Below are 17449 nucleotides of genomic sequence, written 5' to 3' on the forward strand. Positions count from 1 at the left end.
ATACAATGCCACCTGCGGACCCTTTACGCCCAATCATTCCGGATAACGCTTGCATCCTCCGTATTACCGCGGCTGCTGGCACGGAGTTAGCCGATGCTTATTCCTCAGGTACCGTCATTTTTTTTCTTCCCTGAGAAAAGAGGTTTACAACCCAAGAGCCTTCCTCCCTCACGCGGTATTGCTCCGTCAGGCTTTCGCCCATTGCGGAAAATTCCCCACTGCTGCCTCCCGTAGGAGTCTGGGCCGTGTCTCAGTCCCAGTGTGGCTGATCATCCTCTCAGACCAGCTACTGATCGTCGCCTTGGTAGGCTCTTACCCCACCAACTAGCTAATCAGACGCAAGCTCTTCTTCAGGCAGCAAGCCTTTCACCTCTCGGCACATTCGGTATTAGCCACCGTTTCCAGTGGTTGTCCCCAACCTGAAGGTAGATTCTTACGCGTTACTCACCCGTCCGCCACTAAATCCCTAAAGATTCCGTTCGACTTGCATGTGTTAAGCATACCGCCAGCGTTCATCCTGAGCCAGGATCAAACTCTCCATTTTGGTTCGTCTGTAGCTCTTTCTTAACCGTTTTTACAACCACGGTCAGGTTATTTTCTTTTTCTGACGCAGGGTACTTGTTGTATTCTGGCTTTCAAACTATAATATTTTCAAGGTTCGGTGCGACTTAGGCGCGGCGTTTGTTTCGCTTCGCTTCAGGCACTTATTTAATATATCGAACCTGCTTTGGTTTGTCAACTACTTTTTCAAACTATTTTGGAATTTGTTTTTTCGTTCTGTCTGAAAACTGCTTACTATGCTGGGTTTAGTCCACAATAGGTTAGGAATTGTTGACTCAAGGAAGAGTAGATAGTGAATTTTCAGTCGGTAATAGCGGTATTGCATCAGTTTTGGGGACAGCGTGGCTGCTTGATTGCCCAGCCCTATGATATGGAGAAGGGCGCGGGTACTAAGAATCCCCATACTTTTTTGAGGGCTTTGGGTCCTGAACCTTGGGCTGTGGCTTATGTTGAACCTTGTCGTCGTCCTACTGATGGACGTTATGGCGAAAATCCGAATCGGTTTCAGCATTATTATCAATATCAGGTTTTGATTAAGCCTTCACCGGATGATATTCAGGAAATTTATCTGGATTCTTTACGGGCATTAGGGATTCGTCCTGAAGACCACGATATTCGGTTTGTGGAGGATAATTGGGAAGATGCGACGGTGGGGGCTTGGGGTACTGGCTGGGAAGTTTGGTTAGATGGGATGGAAATTACTCAATTTACCTATTTCCAGCAATGTGGCGGTATTGATTGCCGTCCTGTATCTATTGAGATTACTTATGGGTTGGAGCGATTGGTGATGTATCTCCAGCAGGTAGAGGCTATTACTAAGATTCAGTGGACCGATAACATTACTTATGGTGATGTTCATCTTCAGGGTGAGATTGAACAGTGTACTTATAATTTTGAAGCGTCGAATCCTGAGATGTTGCTGACTTTGTTTGGCTTATATGAGCAGGAAGCTACTCAATTAACAGAGCGAGGATTGGTTTTACCTAGCTTGGACTATGTAATTAAGTGTTCTCATGCTTTTAATTTGCTGGATGCCAGAGGGGTAATTTCGGTGACGGAACGGACTCGTTACATTACCAGGATTCGACATTTGGCTAGAAAGGTGGCTCATTTATATGTTGAGCAAAGGGAAAAGTTGGGTTTTCCGTTGCTGAAAGATACCGTAAGATAAGATTTTTGGCGTTGCCTAATTGAAGTATGAATAAGCTCACGCAAAGGCGCAAAGTCGCAAAGGTAAGAGTTTTAAACATGAAAGCCAAAGAATTCATATTTAAATATGGCTTCGTCACGCAGGCTATCAGCAACGCCAAATTTTTCACCCCTCCAGTGTAGGAGGGTTGCAGATGTTGATGTTAACAATTGTGGTGTGTGTCAGATGATAAATGTAAGTGAAGTTTTAGAACCGATTGCGGGTTGGTTTCGTTCTCTAGGTGTTCCTGAAGCGGTTGTGCATTGGGGACATCCAGCGATGATGGGAATTGTGATTTTTGTGGTAGGGACTTTTGTGGGGGTGACGGGTTGGCGCGGAAAGTTGCTGGAGGGGAAGGATAAGGATGCAGCTATTCAAAGCCGTAATGCTCATCGTCAATTAGCTCCTTGGTTGTTTGTATTTTTGGCAGGTGGCTATACTGGTGGGATTTTATCTTTAGTGATGCAGCAAAAACCACTGTTTGAAAGTCCTCATTTTTGGACGGGTTCACTGGTACTAATACTGTTGTTAATTAATGGTGTAATTTCTCTAAGTGGATTTTTTGGAAATAAAGCTGGTTTGCGTGCAGTTCATGCTTATTTAGGGTCTACAACTCTTTTGATTATGTTTGTTCATGCTGTATTAGGGTTAAATTTAGGCATTTCTTTGTGATGTTATTATTGCCAAAGTCACCAAAGATAAATTATATCTTTCCAAAGCAAGTTAAATATTGATGCTATATTTTCTGGTTTGGGCGCTTTGGCAATTATTTTGATTTATGATGCAGACGAGTGGAATAATTATCTGTCTTAGTTATATTTTGGGTTTGCTATTTACCGCAATTCCCTGGGGCGGTATATGGATTTTGCTATTGGGTGTGGTGGGAGCGGTTTTGTTTCGCCGCATATATGCTAATTTGCGGCAATTTGCTCTCAAAAAAGAAAATGCCGTTGCGAAACAGAAAACAGTAGTTAATAACTGGGCAGGTACTCCCCATCCTAGAATATGGTTAATAGCTGGTGTGGTGGGTTTTTTGGCTACTGTTTATTTACAATTCCGAGTCCCTCAACCGGGAATCAAAGATATTAGTCAATTTGCGGCTGGGGATAATAGTAATCTTGAACAATTGGTAATTGTACGCGGTTTGGTGGATAGTAATCCCCGGATAACTCGTAGTCAACGGGGACAATTTTGGTTAGCAGTGACTCAGTTGGATGAAGTTAAGAGTGTTACAGGATCTCTAGGGAGTAGCAAGGGGGTGACGGGTAGGTTATATGTGACTGTACCGATACTCCAATCTACTGGGTTATATCCTGGACAACAAATTGCGGTGACTGGATTTTTGTATAAACCGACTGCGGCTTCCAATCCTGGTGGGTTTGATTTTCAGAAATATCTGCGGCAGGAGGGGACCTTTGCGGGTTTAATTGGTAGACAGATTAATATTCTTGATGATGAACGTCCTTGGGGATGGTGGCAAGTTCGTGAGAAAATTGGGCGATCGCAAGCTCGTTTATTAGGTGTTCCTGAAGGTCCCCTTGTCAGTGCAATGGTTTTAGGTAGTAAAGCCGTTGATTTACCTTATGATATCCGGGATTTATTTGTCAGGACTGGTTTAGCTCCTGCTTTGGCTGCATCTGGGTTTCAAACTTCTCTAATTTTAGGTGTAGTTTTACAGCTAACAAGACGTACAAATAAAGCGACGCAGATTACCCTGGGTGGCTTGAGTTTAATTGTGTTTTTGTTTTTAGTAGGTTTTGAACCTGCGGTGTTAAGAGCGGAAATTATGGGTTTTGCGGCTTTGCTGGGTTTGGCTTTGGAAAGAAATGTTAAGCAGTTGGGGTCTTTGTTAATAGCGGCTACTTTATTATTGTTGTTTAATCCTTTGTGGATTTGGAATTTAGGTTTTCAATTGAGTTTTTTAGCGACTTTGGGATTGGTTGTCACTGCATCATCTATTACTCAACGTTTAGATTGGCTACCTCCTGCGATCGCTTCTTTAATTTCTGTACCTTTAGCAGCTACAATTTGGACTTTACCTCGATTGCTGGATTTTGCTTGTGTGATTATAGTTTATAGTGTGCCTCTCAATATTTTGACGACACCATTTATTTCTGTGATTAGTATTGGGGGAATGATTAGCGGTTTGGTAAGTTTAATTTCACCAGAGTTAGGTGGCACTTTAGCCAGTTTTTTATATTATCCCACCCATTGGTTAATTCAAATGGTGGAATTTTTCGATCATTTACCAGGAAGCCAGATACCAGTTGGTAGTATATCAATTTGGCAAATGTTGACTATCTATCTTTTAATTATTTTAGTTTGGTTAGTTAAATGGTGGCAAAAACGTTGGTGGTTTGCAGGTTTAATTGCAGTTGGTTTGATACTTGTTCCTAGTTGGCATTCTGCTAATAATTTGGTGAGAATTACTTTGTTAGATACTAAAAATGAACCTGTTTTAGTAATTCAAGATCGGGGGAATATTACGGTCATTAATGGGGGGAATGAAGGGACTGGTAGATTTACTATTTTACCATTTTTAAGGCAGCAAGGAATAAATCAGATTAATTGGGCGATCGCTAGTAAGTTTCCTGGTTATACCAATGATGCTTGGTTGGAAATTATGCAAAGTTTACCAATTAAGAATTTATACGAATATACTCCTAAGTTAGCAGACAATATTACAACTCAATTACTACAAAAGGAACTGCAAAAACAGCAAGGAATCTATCAAAATTTAGCAGTTGGTCAATCTATAAATAATCCGACAATTACAGCACAATTAATTAATGATGAAGTACCGATTTTAAAGTTACAGATTTTTAATCAGAATTGGTTATTGGTAGGAAATATTAAGTCTCAACAAATTGCAGAATTGATTAAGAGTGGGGATTTATCTTCTCCCCAGGTGTTATGGTGTCCATCAGAATCTTTGCAGGATTTAGTTTTAGCACTCAAACCACAAATAGCGATTGCTCCTGCTAATAATCTAGATAGTAAAGTATTATCTTCTTTGAGTAAAGGAGAAACAAAACTTTTCTCGACTGGCAAAGATGGTGCAATTCAATGGACACCCAATGGGAATTTTCAAACTTTCATTCAGACGACAGAAAATAAATCTTCTGTTTTGTAATAAATCTTGATTTTGTTTCGCGCAAAGACGCTAAGGAGCAAAGACGCAAAGGAAGAAAGAGATATAATCTATTATCAAAAGTTGAAAGTCAAACACAAAGAGACTTTCAACTTTTCTGCTTAAGCATCTTGGGGATTAAGACGACTCATTTGCCATGTGGTGTATGTACCTATGGGACTCCAAAGTAAATAGGGCAATAATAGTAATGCTGCCCAGAAGGATACTGATAAGACTGCAAGTGTGATTAACAGACAAATGAGTAATCCTGTACCACCGAGGATTGTACCAGCGATGAGACTGCGAAAACGTAACATTACAGGGCTGTAAGCTATAGTAAATATCTCTAGTAGTAGGTACAAACCCATCATTAAACGGGTTATATCAGTATTTGGGCTGTGTTCCCAAATGATGTAAGCTGACCAAGCACCACAGATAAAAATTATAGTCCAAATCAGGGGAATTACTGATTCAAAGGTTAACCATTTGGGTCTTTGTAAATGCCGAAACCATTGGCTCTGGTTGGGTGTAATCCAGTTACCGATAAAGCCTACTAAGAATGCGATACTGCCAATTATCATCCAAGATTTAATCATTATTTCCTTAGTGTTGACTTCGGGGAAAGTCTGACGCAATGATATTACACTAGTAAAGTATTATGAACATAGATCCAAACCTACTACAGTGATCTGCGTTGAATCTATGGGGCAGTTTTCTGGTATATATCATTATAAATAAGGAGAAAACACGATTATGACTCATTATGGCTTAATGTGTCCCGCCTCAACTGGACATTGGAACACAATACTACCTCTGGGAAAAGAACTACAACAGCGTGGACATCGTGTTACCTTAATTGGTATTCCTGATGCCCAATCCAAAGCACAAGCAGCCGGTTTAGAATTTCAAGTTATTGGTGAATCTGAATGTCCCCTGGGTTCAGCAAAAGCATCTTTTGATAAATTAGGAGAATTAAGCGGACAGAAAGCACTAAAATATACCATCTCTATTTTTAGAGATATTACTAATGTTACCTTCAGGGATGCCCCAACAGCTATCAAAGACGCAGGTATAGAAGCACTATTAATAGATCAAACTATGTCCTATGGAGGGACTATTGCAGATGTTTCTGGTCTTCCCTTTATTACTGTTTGTAGTGCTGTAGTTTTAAATCGAGAGCCAAGTGTTCCCCCCTTCATGACAAATTGGTCTTATAGTCCAGCTTTGTGGGCAAAACTGCGTAATAAATTAGGTTATAAATTATTAAATCGGGCTACTCGACCTATCACAGAATTAATAGAAAGCTATCGTCGAGATAAAAATTTACCTGCATACTTTGACCCAAATCAACGTTATTCTCAACTAGCTCAAATTAGTCAACAACCTGCTGAATTAGAATTTCCTCGACAAAATTTACCTAATTGCTTTCATTTTACCGGACCATATCATAGTGCAACTGGTAGGGAAGTTGCTGATTTTCCCTTTGATAAATTAACAGGACAACCCTTAATTTATGCTTCAATGGGAACTTTACAAAATCGGTTGTTACCAGTTTTCCAGAATATTGCCGCAGCTTGTCAAGAGTTAGATGCACAATTAGTAATTTCTTTGGGTGGTTCGGCTAATCCTGAAGTTCTCGAAGGAATAGCAGGAAATCCTTTAGTGGTTCGTTATGCACCACAATTACAATTATTAGAAAAAGCAGATTTAACTATTACTCATGCAGGAATGAATACCACATTGGAATGTTTAACGAATGGTGTACCAATGGTAGCTATTCCCATTGCTAATGACCAACCAGGAGTAGCTTCGCGGATAGTTTGGTCAGGATGTGGGGAAGCTATTCCTGTGAAGAAAGTTAATGTTAATAATTTGCGGACTGCTATTAAAAAGGTGTTGACGGAAGATTCTTATCAAAAGAATGCTGCTAGGTTGCAAGCAGCAATTCAGAAATCAGGGGGAACAAAGCGAGCAATTGATATTGTCGAACAGGCTGTATCTACTGGTAAGCCTGTTTTAGCGACAATAAAGGAATCTTGATCTAATTCCAAGTATCTGCCCTAATTCTTTGAATATCTTCAAACAAAGCTGACTTGAATTCTAATCCAAGTCAGTAAGTACCATTGATCTAGCTTCTTCTGCCTGCGTTGGGCTTAACACATCAGGAATGAGAACATAACCATTTCCTTCTATAATTTCGTATGTCAAACTTAAAACGTCTTTCATGGTAAATGCTTCCCTAACAACAGGTTATTTTACTAAAAAACTCTACCCTGAACTAACGCGCTTTTTGCAAAATAGGCTGATTTTTCTCTCTTTTCCCCTTCACAATCATTTTCACACCCCCACATGGACCCAATAAAGCCCCCTTCCGTGCCGGTTGTACTGGTTGAGTATCAGCCAATTCTAGATTCCAATTAGATAGCACATTTGCCAAGACAAGTTTCATTTCAAATAAAGCAAAAGCCATGCCAATACAGCGACGATTTCCACCACCAAAAGGTACAAACTCAGTAGGAGAAAATTGCCGTTCTAAAAAACGCTCTGGTTTAAACTGTTGAGAATCAGGATATAAATCTTCTCGATGATGAGTGAGATAAATACAAGGAATAACAATAGTTCCTGCTTCTAAATTATAACCCATCAACTCAAAGGGTGATTTTACCAATCTATTTAAAGCCAACATGGCCACCGGATATATTCGCAATGTTTCTGAACAAACAGCATTTAAATAGGGTAATTTAAAAATCTCATTTGCATCTGGATTTTCACCTAAATTATCCAATTCTTGCAATAATTTTGCTCGTACCTGTGGGACATGATTAATCCAATAAAGCGCCCATGTTAAAGAAGTTGCAGTAGTTTCATGACCAGCTATCAATAAAGTAATCAATTCATCTCGTAATTCAACATCACTCATAGGTTGACCATTTTCATCTCTAGCAGCCATCATCAAAGATAATATATCACTGCGAGATGAATCGGGTTTTTCTTGACGTTCCTTAATTTCCGCATAGATAACTTCGTCAATTTCAGCTTTTAACTGTAAGAATTTGTGCCAAGGACTCCACGCACCTAAATCCTTTTGCAAGAATGGAAAAACTAACATCATGGCTCGCAAAAAAGGTTTTTCAGGATTGAGAATCTTTAATAATAATGTCTTCAATTGCTCATAACGTGAGCCATCCTGTAAACCAAATACAGCTTTTAAAATCACTTCAAAAGAGATTTCTTGCATAGAATAAAGGATATTAAATGTTTGTCCAATTTGCCATTTATTAGTAACTTGCTGAGTAATTTCGCTAATTAAATCACCATAAGCCAACATTCTTTCTCCATGTAAAGGAGGAGTTAATAATTTACGTTGACGTTGATGAGGTTTCCCTTCTAATGCTAATAAAGATTGTCTTCCCAATAAAGGGGCTTTAACTCCTGCTGGTTCACCAGAATCTAACTGTTTGGTATCTGTGGTGAAAATCTGTTGAATTGCTTGAGGATTGCTAATAAATATCTGCGGAGTGAAAACTGGACCAACTCTCAAAGTAAAAATATCACCATAGTTTTTAGCACATTCTTCCATATATCCCAAAGGATCTTTTAACCATTGATATGTCTGTATCCAAGGGTGGGTTTTTGGTCCATCAGGTAGTTTGAAATTAGACATTTTGATGAATTTCCTATGATTACAAATTAAATGAATATCGGGTAAGTAATGAAAAAAAATCTCATTGAATGAGATCACAATTCTAATTTAGAAATTGTCCTAATTGTTAATTCTTGGACATTATTCAATACTATCTTTGCCCCAGCTTGTATTAGCTTCTGTGTATAAGCTTCACATCCTTCCACTGTTTCCTGAACATGGGGAGGTAAAACTCCTACACCTAACCAAGTCCGAGAATTATCTACAGCTTTTGCTTTTTCCACAGTGTGCATATCTGCTACCGTATCACCTACATATACAACTGTTGGTTTTTGATTACTACCATTTTCTAATATATTAATAGTAGCAAAAAGTCCAGTCGGATCTGGTTTACCAGGTGCGTCTTCCATAGCAATTAAAACAGGAGATTGTAAACCCAAACGTTTTTCTAAAATGTAGTTAGCACTCAAACGAGTAGCACCACTAAAAAAACCCCAAGCAATACCAGATTTTGTTAACTCTTCAAAATAACTCGGCTGTGCTAATAAAGGTTCATGACAAATATAGCCATTCCAATTTTTGGTATCTGTACCGCGATAACGGCTTTGAAAATAAGTAACTATGTTGGCATAATCTAATTGTATTTCTTGTCGCTGCTGTCCTTGACTGATAAAATGACGGTAAATTAATTCCTGGGAGGCTTCCCAATCGTTATTCCAAATTCCTTCAGATTTGAGGTTATCAATGTCTACAGGTGTGGGACGATAGGCTTGGGTAGTGAAATACTCTACTGTATCGGAGATAGCGCGACGATATGAACCGCTCACGTCACGGATAACCCCGTCTATATCAAATATAACTATTGCTTTTGTGTTTTCGGTCATGGAAGAAATTGGCAAAGGATAATTATAAAATTCTATAGTAATCCTATTTGATTTTTTCAGCAGCGTCATGCCTCAAAATAAAAAAGATCCCCAGATAAAAAGTGACAATGCTGATATAATAGACCTACAATTTTGATTAAATCAGTGGCAAACAACATAAAAATGGTAACTATCGTTGTCCTGATTAATATCCTTATTTCCCTCATGCTCCTTTATCTAGCTCAACAATTACGAAAAGCAAAAGATACTTTAGCATTTATAACAGATACATTTAATCAATATGAACGTGCTAGTTATGCAGCCCTACATACAGTACCAGATAATATTTATATCGGTAAAGAAAAAATTCGCAATCTCCGATTAGAGAACCAAATACTTAAACAGCAAATTCAACAAATGCGCCAAATTCTTAGTTTGATTCTCTTAGTTAGGCAAATTTCCCAAGGATCATTTTCCTTTCCATCTCTAAAATTGAAAAATCCGAGTAAACTGGGATAGAATCTCCAGAGTTATCAATTATGCTTAAACGTTCTAAGTTCGAGACAACTCAGTCTCAAATCATGCACCGTGCAGAAGAATTAATTAGTGCTGCATCAAATCGCTATCGCATTACGGTACAAGTTGCAAATCGTGCTAAACGGCGACGTTATGAAGATTTTGAAAATAACGAAGATTCCATAATGAAGCCTGTTCTCAGAGCAATTATCGAAATGTCTGATGAATTAAATCAGCCAGAAATTATTGGGGAACTATAAAAGGTAAACTAATCACCGTCATACCTGTAAAGGGTTTGGCGGTATTTTGGATAATGAAGAAAATACTAATTTATTTTGAGTCTTCATGATTAAAATATTTTACTTTACTAGATATGGCGGATAAAAATTTAGAAGCTTTAATCGTCAAAATTGTCAAAAAGGTAATTAGAAAAGAGATCAAAAATCAAAATCAGGATAATTTGCCAATTGTCTTGGCTGATTCTAATTCTCCATTAGATAATTGGCAAAATGCAAATGCTACAGAAGAATTGATTGATGATTTAGAGATTAGTCCTTATACCAGATTACCTGATAAAGAAGATATAGAGCTTGAGCGTAAATTACGAGAACTCAAGTTTAAACAAGAATTGAGAAAAGATTGGATTTCCTTTTTAGTGAAAGATGTAATTGTTTATTCTGCAACTACGATTTTCATTTTTACACTTGCTGGCTTTTATCTATTTCGTATTCCTAGCCATTAGACATCTATGAAATATCAATGTGTATTTTTTGAAATTCTTATAGAGACGTTATTTGGAACATCTCTATTTTAAATTATTTACCGCCTATTATTGATTATTCACTGATTTTAATGGTACTACCACAGCAGGTAAATGTTTATCCATCCAATTAACTAAATCAGTGATTACCTCAACATAATTAATATCGTAGTGTAAATCATGATAGCCTCCAGGGTACTCAATTCTTAACTTGTCTGGATAGGTAACATTTTGATAAAAAGTTGCACTTCCTGCTGGTAAAGCGATTCTATCAGCACCACCATGTAAAATTAATAGAGGTATTTGCCATTTTTCAGCGTGAGTATGAATCCAATCTACTGTAGTAAAAAACTCTGTAGATAACCTAGCAGTAGCGAGAGTATGGCGTAATTTATCTTGAGTATAGGAATTTAAAATTTTCTGATCTCGTGAACCTGCGCTAAAATCCAAACCAATATTCAAGGAAAAACGCGGCCACACCTGGGAGAGTAACTTACCTAAAACTACACGACTCAGCGGTACTCCTACTTGACCAATACTGGGTGCAAAAGCAATCACACCTGACAACTCAGATTTATTTTGTACATAATGAAGAGTATAATCTAATGCAATCACTCCCCCCATACTATGTCCCAATAGAAAAATTGGGCATCCTGGTTGTTGTTGTTGAATCAAATTGAGGAAACTTTGCAAGTCATTACGAAATTCTGCCCAGGTATTAATATAACCTCTTTGACCAGATGAACGTCCGTGACCACGTAAATCAAAACCATAGATAGCATATTCTTTCGGTAACAAATGCTCAACTATGGTCTTGTAAAGTCCGCTGTGTCCTCCGAGTCCATGGACAATGGCTAAGATTCCTTTAACTTCACCTCCAGGATGCCAGCTTTGGTAATACAAATCAAGTCCACCCACACCTGGAAATTTGCCTTCTTGACGAGATGCAATTGTGTCGCTGTGATCAATCATAAAGTTAATTTTTACTTCCTTCGCCAGTAAGCTACTAGCTCATTAACGTATATTGTAGATAAAATTGCTTCTAACTGTAGGAAGAAATACAGATAATTTCTCTAAAAACTATTATGTATAGAATAGATCCCCGACTTCTTGAAGAAGTCGGGGATCTGGATAAAGTAGTGACTTACATGACAATATTTGATATTGAAATAGATTAATATTAAACATTTAGTAATTAGTTATTGCTCATATTAATTCTTAATGCAGCTTCACAAAATTACCAGATTAAGCCTTTTTTCCTTGAGAAATTAGTTTTATCAGGCTTACATGAAATTGGGATCACTCAATAAAAAAAACAACTAACAAAACTGACAAATTATGAAATTTTCCCTAGCTGCAAATGCTGTGCAAGCGCGTCAAACGAAAGAGAGATTTGCTAAACCAGAAGAACAATTATCCTATGAATTGGGTAAAGCTGTACAGGAATTACCACCGCTTTACACAAGATTATTAGCGGGAACAATGAGTTTTGTGATATTTGGAACAATTTCCTGGGCGCATTTTTCAGAAATTGATGAAGTAGCGACAGCAACAGGAGAATTAATTGCTTCTACTCAAGTTAGACCAGTGACAGCTTTGGGTAATGGTTCTATTTTAGCAGTGAAAGTGAAAGAAGGCGATCGCGTGACTAAAGATCAAATTCTCATTCAACGTGACCCCAATTTTCAACAAACTGATGTTAACCGTCTAGCTAAATCTAGTAAATTAATTGAAGATGATTTACAAAGATTACAAGCTGAACGTTCTGGAGGAAAAACTGCGGGAACAATTTTGCAAGATGAACTTTTAAACTCCCGGTTATTAGACTATAAAGCCAAACAAGCAGCAGCAGCAGCAGAAGCCAAACGTCAACAATCAATACTTAATCAAGCCAAAGTTCGGTTGAGTCGCTTACAAGAAAATTTGGCAAATGCTAAAGTCAGTTTTACCAATGTTCAAAAAAACTTAGAGAATGTCAAAAGTCTCCGTTCTATGTTAGATAATAATTTATCTATTGCTCAACAACGAGAAGAAAATCTTCGTACCTTGGTTGAACCAGGGGCTTTAACGAGAGTTGATTATCTGGATGCTAAAGAAAGATTAAATCGTGCCAATGCAGATATTATCAGAAATTCCGATGAAATTACTAAAAATCAAAATAATTTAACAGAAGCGAAAGATAAAATTGCTTCTTTAGAAAAAGACGCGGCTGCTCAATTTCAAGAAATTAATCAAGCAGAACAGGCTTATCAAACAGCGCGTAATCAAAATATCCGGTTAACCTCAGAACGTCAAAGCGAAATTCTCACCCAAATCAACAAACGCAAAGAAGAATTAACTACTGTTGCTGGTCAATTAGAACAAGCTAGACAACAAAAAGACGGAGAAACTATCAAAGCCCCTGTTGCCGGCACAATTTACAAAATTAAAGCTACCAAAGGTCCAGTCCAATCTGGAGAAGAACTACTATCAATTTTACCAGAAGGAGAAGAAATGCTCCTAGAAGTAAAAGTTCTTAACCGTGATATTGGTTTTATTAACCAGGGAATGAAAGCAAAAGTCAAAATCGCCACTTTTCCCTTTCAAGAATTTGGTGTAGTTGAAGGTGAAGTATTACAAATCAGTCCCAATGCCGTAATTGATAAAGACTTAGGTTTGGTTTTTCCGACAAGGATTAAGTTAAGTAAACATTCTTTGAATGTGCGCGGACAAGAGGTAGAATTTAATCCAGGTATGGCTGCTAATGCCGAAATTGTCACCCGGCAAAAATCAGTTTTGACATTCATTATTGAACCAATTACTCGACGGTTTAGCGAGGCATTTTCTGTGAGATAATTGACTGAAAACAGTAATTAATTTTGAATTTTGTAGGGTGGGCTTCTAGTCTGCCCTATTCAACAAATGTTAAAATCTCTAAATTCTTAATTTAAGGTATTTTTTATCTCCCATACTAGCCATTCTTTCTCTTGTTGTGTCAAAAATGCACCAAATCGAAAATGTCTCTTTTTTTCAAAAGTTTGAATATTTTCTCCATTTTTATCTGAAGAATAGGATCTGACAATATAAAGAATTAGAAGATTAGAAAATTTATAACCCATCATACCATTGAATCCCACACTAATAATATCTGACTTGGGAATTTTTATTTCCGGAATACACCAACCAAGTAACCATATTTCTATGCTGATATAGTCCTGATCAATTTGTAGCAGTGTAGTTGATACAGAATTCATAAAAGAAGTAATGAAAAGAGATAAAGGTTTGGAGAAGATTAGTTTATATAATAATTTTATGACAGGGATGATTAATCCAGGTATCACAAATAATGGGACTAATAATAATGATAGTAATATTAATAATCCCCACCCACCGAGATAATCAACAACTATAATCCAATAAATTAGCACAAAAACACTATAAAAAATTATAGAAAAAAATAAAAATAGAAAACTGTAATTGTTGTAAAAACACCCTGGAGGAATAGTTATAATTAAACTATTCTCCGTTTTACTCAAAACTACATTACTTTTCTTTGGTTGCCGAGGTATGAGTGCTATTTGACCTAATAATGTTGCTAAGGCTGCCGCCGCTGAAGAAAAACGGTCAGCACTGACTGGTTCTAACATTTGTTCTAACCAGTTGGCAAAATCTTTAGAAATATCAACGTAGGGACGAAAATCAATTTTGAGTTGACGCTGTGGTAAATCAGTGGGTGATTTTCCCGTTAACAAAAATAGCAATGTTGTTGCTAAACCATATAAATCAGTAGACGGAAAAGCTTGTCCACGGAACTGTTCAGGAGCCATATAACCGAAAGTTCCTACTACTGTACTGCCGCCAGTCACAGTATTATGATATGTGTCCGCTACTGCTCCGAAATCTACTAAGAATAACTTCTTTTTATCATGGCTTAAAATAATATTTTGTGGCTTAATATCACGATGAATAACTGGCGGTGTTAGAGAATGTAAATAAATCAAAATTTCTAACATTTGAATAGCTATTTGTTTGATTTTTCCTTCATCAGGAAGCCAACCATTTTCTACTAACGTTGCCAGAGAATTTCCAGGTGCTAATTGTTGAACAATATAAAAGGAACGGTCAGAGTTAGTATCTATTTGAAAATAATCCAAGTAGTGAGGAATTGCTGAATGGTTAAGTTGAGATAGAATTTTTGCTTCTCTTTCAAATAACTCTATCTTTTTCCAGTCACTCATGCGGCGTAATGATAAAACTTTCAGAGCTACTTCTTCGCTGTTTTCTAAGTCAATAGCTGCATAGGTAATCCCAACTCCACCCTGTCCCAATATACGTAGAATGCGATATCGTTGATTGATAATTTCTCCAGCTTGGTGCAATACTTCCATATTTTTGTTTGTGGTATTTCGTTAGATTGATCATTACTTTACAGTTTTGTTCCTCGCACGTTCTATCGCACGTTCTCCTCTTTCTTGCTCTGGAGTGTTACCATTGTGGTTTTTGGCATTGACATCAGCACCCCTAGCGACCAGCAGTTCTACTATGTCTAGTCGGTCTACCAAGTGTAATGGAGTGTTACCATCGTTATTCGTGGAATGGATATCAGCACCCTTAGCAATCAGAAGTTCTACTGTGTCCCTATTATCTTTTTGTGCTGCCAAATGCAGAGGAGTGTTACCATCGTTATTCGTGGAATGGATATCAGCACCCTTAGCAATCAGAAGTTCTACTGTGTCCCTATTATCGTTTTGTGCTGCCAAATGCAGAGGAGTGTTACCATCGTTATTCGTGGAATGGATATCAGCACCTTGCTCAAGCTGCTGTTTTACTATCTCCTTGTTACCTTGTTTTGCTGCTATGTGAAGTATATTCCCGCCAGCAATATCCGTAAATCTAATGCTGCTTAAAATATCCCACTTATATAAATTTAACAGCGTAACAGCAGTAACAGCAGTAATACCAACTCCAATTATTTTTTTCCACTGAAGAGAAATAGAGTCATTCGATTTTACAGTCAGCTTACCCTTACCCTGCAATACTTCCAAAGCATTCTGTGCCGAAGAAAAACGATCTTCTGTATCTGGCTCTAACATTTTCTCTAGCCAGTCGGCAAATTCTTCACTAATCTGCACATGGGGACGGAAATTAATTTTTAATCCATCACTCTCCAAATCTGCGGGGGAGCGGTGTGTTAAAAGAAATAATAAAGTTGCTCCTAAAGCATACAAATCAGTGGCAGGTACAGCTTGTGATCGAAACTGTTCGGGAGCCATATAACCATAAGTTCCTACTACTGTACTTCCACGCATAAAAGTGGTGTAATAGGTATGTTGTACAGCCCCAAAATCCACCAAAAACACCTGCCCATTGTCACCACGAATAATATTATGTGGCTTGATATCTCGATGAACTACAGGAGGCTTGAGGGAGTGCAAATACACTAAAATTTCTAATATTTGGATAGCAATGCGCCGCACCTCATCTTCACTGGTGCGCCACCCACTCTCTACCAACCCCGCCAGTGTCTTACCTTCTGCCAGTTGCTGGGCAATGTAAAAATAACGGTCTTCGGGGGTTTCTACTTGAAAATATCCTAAATATTGAGGAATACCTGGATGATTGAGTTGGGAGAGAATTTTTGCTTCTCGCTCAAACAATTCCATCATTTTCCAGTCAGTCATGCGGTGGAGCGATAAGGCTTTGAGAGCCACTTGTTTAGTGCTTTCTAACTCTTCAGCAAGGTATGTCGTCCCACTTCCACCTTGTCCCAAGGTATCTAGAATGCGATACTGATGGGCAATGATGTCTTCTTTTTGGTGCAGCAGTTCCATTCAGCTTCAATTTTGGGTTGAGGGTATTGATAAGTATATACAATAATACATTTGTGGATTCCGGTTTTCTTACTCGCCCTTGTTTAGCAGTTATGGATAAACAAAAATTAAAAAAACTACTTATTGGTGATTTAACCTGGAAGCGAATGTTAAAATCTCTAATTTTTATTTACGCATTTTTTGCTGTCTATGTTTATTTTCGTGCTGACAGCATGATTTTTGTGCCTCAACCATCTAGTTATCAAGATAATCAAGATATTCTCAAAATAAAAACCGCAGCTAATAAAAATATTTCGGCAATTTATTTACGAAATCCTCAAGCTAAATACACTATTCTTTATGCTCATGGTAATGCTGAAGATTTGGGATATATTAAATCACGGTTAGAAAAAATCCGAGATTTGGGTTTTAGTGTCTTTGCTTATGATTATCGGGGTTATGGAACAAGTGAAGGAACTCCTACAGAAAAAGCTGCTTATCAAGACATTAATACTGCTTACAATTATTTAACTCAAACTTTAAAAGTTTCCCCCCAAAAAATTATAGTATTTGGGCGTTCCATTGGTGGTGGTTCAGCCGTAGATTTAGCATCAAAAAAACCTGTAGGTGGGTTAATAGTTGAAAGTAGCTTTACTTCTATTTTTCGGGTAGTTGTTCCTGTGCCACTTCTACCTTTTGATAAGTTTACTAATCTCGACAAAATCAAAAAAGTCAAATGTCCAGTTTTGATAATTCATGGTAAAACTGACGAAATTATTCCTTTTAGTCATGGAGAAAAATTATTTACTGCTGTATCATCTCTCAAACTTTCTTTTTGGGTAGAAAAAGCCAGCCATAATGATTTATCTTTTGTTGCGGGAGAAAAGTATTGGGAAATATTAAAAAAGTTTGCTGATTTAGTTGAGAAAAATCCTACCAAGTAGGTTGGGTTCAGCGACAGCGCAACCCAACAAAAGAATTGATAATGACAATGTTGG

General features: G+C 37.6%; 15 protein-coding genes and 1 rRNA gene. 9 read left to right on the forward strand and 7 right to left on the reverse strand.

Annotated elements, in window-relative coordinates; all coding sequences use genetic code 11:
- Positions 1-544: ribosomal RNA gene (locus FJR09_RS24700) — 16S ribosomal RNA — on the reverse strand; the annotation flags it as partial.
- Positions 545-853: 309 nt separating this feature from the next.
- Between FJR09_RS24700 and glyQ the strand changes: the two genes are divergently transcribed.
- The 3 genes from glyQ to FJR09_RS13365 all read left to right on the forward strand — a co-directional run bounded on the left by glyQ (position 854) and on the right by FJR09_RS13365 (position 4883).
- Positions 854-1732, forward strand: coding sequence for a glycine--tRNA ligase subunit alpha (gene glyQ / locus FJR09_RS13355; RefSeq protein WP_015079475.1), 879 nt, complete (start codon positions 854-856; stop codon positions 1730-1732).
- A 204-nt stretch (positions 1733-1936) separates the two neighbouring features.
- Positions 1937-2422: a DUF4079 domain-containing protein gene (locus tag FJR09_RS13360; RefSeq protein WP_015079476.1), complete on the forward strand. Its 486-nt coding sequence runs from the start codon at positions 1937-1939 to the stop codon at positions 2420-2422.
- Between the two features lie 106 nt (positions 2423-2528).
- Entirely contained in the window at positions 2529-4883 is a 2355-nt protein-coding gene (locus tag FJR09_RS13365; RefSeq protein ID WP_015079477.1) for a ComEC/Rec2 family competence protein, read from the forward strand.
- Between the two features lie 119 nt (positions 4884-5002).
- Here the strand turns inward: FJR09_RS13365 and FJR09_RS13370 are convergent, their stop codons facing one another.
- Entirely contained in the window at positions 5003-5476 is a 474-nt protein-coding gene (locus tag FJR09_RS13370; protein ID WP_015079478.1) for a TspO/MBR family protein, read from the reverse strand.
- 157 nt (positions 5477-5633) lie between these two features.
- Between FJR09_RS13370 and FJR09_RS13375 the strand changes: the two genes are divergently transcribed.
- Complete coding sequence (locus FJR09_RS13375; RefSeq protein ID WP_015079479.1) at positions 5634-6920, forward strand: glycosyltransferase; 1287 nt, start codon at positions 5634-5636, stop codon at positions 6918-6920.
- A gap of 238 nt (positions 6921-7158) precedes the next feature.
- Here FJR09_RS13375 and FJR09_RS13380 read toward each other — a convergent pair whose 3' ends face one another.
- A complete protein-coding gene (locus FJR09_RS13380; protein ID WP_168653156.1) occupies positions 7159-8544 on the reverse strand; it encodes a cytochrome P450 in 1386 nt (461 codons plus the stop codon).
- A 74-nt stretch (positions 8545-8618) separates the two neighbouring features.
- Positions 8619-9407 (reverse strand): TIGR01548 family HAD-type hydrolase, encoded by a 789-nt coding sequence (locus FJR09_RS13385; protein WP_168653157.1) that lies wholly within the window; start codon positions 9405-9407, stop codon positions 8619-8621.
- Between the two features lie 144 nt (positions 9408-9551).
- Here FJR09_RS13385 and FJR09_RS13390 point away from each other — a divergent pair, with 144 nt between their 5' ends.
- The 3 genes from FJR09_RS13390 to FJR09_RS24450 all read left to right on the forward strand — a co-directional run bounded on the left by FJR09_RS13390 (position 9552) and on the right by FJR09_RS24450 (position 10644).
- A complete protein-coding gene (locus FJR09_RS13390; RefSeq protein ID WP_235081973.1) occupies positions 9552-9905 on the forward strand; it encodes a hypothetical protein in 354 nt (117 codons plus the stop codon).
- 20 nt (positions 9906-9925) lie between these two features.
- Positions 9926-10162 (forward strand): DNA-directed RNA polymerase subunit omega, encoded by a 237-nt coding sequence (locus tag FJR09_RS13395; protein WP_015079483.1) that lies wholly within the window; start codon positions 9926-9928, stop codon positions 10160-10162.
- Positions 10163-10275: 113 nt separating this feature from the next.
- Positions 10276-10644, forward strand: a complete 369-nt coding sequence (locus FJR09_RS24450; RefSeq protein WP_015079484.1) for a hypothetical protein — start codon at positions 10276-10278, stop codon at positions 10642-10644.
- Positions 10645-10731: 87 nt separating this feature from the next.
- Here FJR09_RS24450 and FJR09_RS13405 read toward each other — a convergent pair whose 3' ends face one another.
- On the reverse strand, positions 10732-11634 hold the full coding sequence (locus FJR09_RS13405) for an alpha/beta hydrolase (protein WP_168653158.1): 903 nt from the start codon (positions 11632-11634) through the stop codon (positions 10732-10734).
- Positions 11635-12000: 366 nt separating this feature from the next.
- Here FJR09_RS13405 and FJR09_RS13410 point away from each other — a divergent pair, with 366 nt between their 5' ends.
- Positions 12001-13497 carry an HlyD family efflux transporter periplasmic adaptor subunit gene (locus FJR09_RS13410; protein WP_015079486.1) on the forward strand — a complete coding sequence of 499 codons (1497 nt, stop codon included), beginning with the start codon at positions 12001-12003 and terminating at the stop codon, positions 13495-13497.
- An 86-nt stretch (positions 13498-13583) separates the two neighbouring features.
- Here FJR09_RS13410 and FJR09_RS13415 read toward each other — a convergent pair whose 3' ends face one another.
- A complete protein-coding gene (locus FJR09_RS13415; protein WP_168652368.1) occupies positions 13584-15029 on the reverse strand; it encodes a serine/threonine-protein kinase in 1446 nt (481 codons plus the stop codon).
- Between the two features lie 33 nt (positions 15030-15062).
- Positions 15063-16472: an ankyrin repeat domain-containing protein gene (locus FJR09_RS13420; RefSeq protein WP_168654099.1), complete on the reverse strand. Its 1410-nt coding sequence runs from the start codon at positions 16470-16472 to the stop codon at positions 15063-15065.
- A 92-nt stretch (positions 16473-16564) separates the two neighbouring features.
- Here FJR09_RS13420 and FJR09_RS13425 point away from each other — a divergent pair, with 92 nt between their 5' ends.
- Entirely contained in the window at positions 16565-17395 is an 831-nt protein-coding gene (locus FJR09_RS13425) for an alpha/beta hydrolase (protein WP_168653159.1), read from the forward strand.
- The last annotated feature ends 54 nt before the right edge of the window (positions 17396-17449 follow it).

It is taken from the genome of Dolichospermum sp. UHCC 0406 (assembly GCF_009712025.1).
GTDB lineage: Bacteria > Cyanobacteriota > Cyanobacteriia > Cyanobacteriales > Nostocaceae > Dolichospermum > Dolichospermum lemmermannii.

Excerpts from the sequence above, each read along its gene's own strand:
- FJR09_RS13360 (WP_015079476.1), top strand. The coding sequence starts at position 1,937 with ATGATAAATGTAAGTGAAGTTTTAGAACCGATTGCGGGTTGGTTTCGT.
- FJR09_RS13365 (WP_015079477.1), top strand. The coding sequence starts at position 2,529 with ATGATGCAGACGAGTGGAATAATTATCTGTCTTAGTTATATTTTGGGT.
- FJR09_RS13370 (WP_015079478.1), bottom strand. The coding sequence starts at position 5,476 with ATGATTAAATCTTGGATGATAATTGGCAGTATCGCATTCTTAGTAGGC.
- FJR09_RS13375 (WP_015079479.1), top strand. The coding sequence starts at position 5,634 with ATGACTCATTATGGCTTAATGTGTCCCGCCTCAACTGGACATTGGAAC.
- FJR09_RS13380 (WP_168653156.1), bottom strand. The coding sequence starts at position 8,544 with ATGTCTAATTTCAAACTACCTGATGGACCAAAAACCCACCCTTGGATA.
- FJR09_RS13385 (WP_168653157.1), bottom strand. The coding sequence starts at position 9,407 with ATGACCGAAAACACAAAAGCAATAGTTATATTTGATATAGACGGGGTT.
- FJR09_RS13395 (WP_015079483.1), top strand. The coding sequence starts at position 9,926 with ATGCTTAAACGTTCTAAGTTCGAGACAACTCAGTCTCAAATCATGCAC.
- FJR09_RS24450 (WP_015079484.1), top strand. The coding sequence starts at position 10,276 with ATGGCGGATAAAAATTTAGAAGCTTTAATCGTCAAAATTGTCAAAAAG.
- FJR09_RS13405 (WP_168653158.1), bottom strand. The coding sequence starts at position 11,634 with ATGATTGATCACAGCGACACAATTGCATCTCGTCAAGAAGGCAAATTT.
- FJR09_RS13410 (WP_015079486.1), top strand. The coding sequence starts at position 12,001 with ATGAAATTTTCCCTAGCTGCAAATGCTGTGCAAGCGCGTCAAACGAAA.
- FJR09_RS13415 (WP_168652368.1), bottom strand. The coding sequence starts at position 15,029 with ATGGAAGTATTGCACCAAGCTGGAGAAATTATCAATCAACGATATCGC.
- FJR09_RS13420 (WP_168654099.1), bottom strand. The coding sequence starts at position 16,472 with ATGGAACTGCTGCACCAAAAAGAAGACATCATTGCCCATCAGTATCGC.
- FJR09_RS13425 (WP_168653159.1), top strand. The coding sequence starts at position 16,565 with ATGGATAAACAAAAATTAAAAAAACTACTTATTGGTGATTTAACCTGG.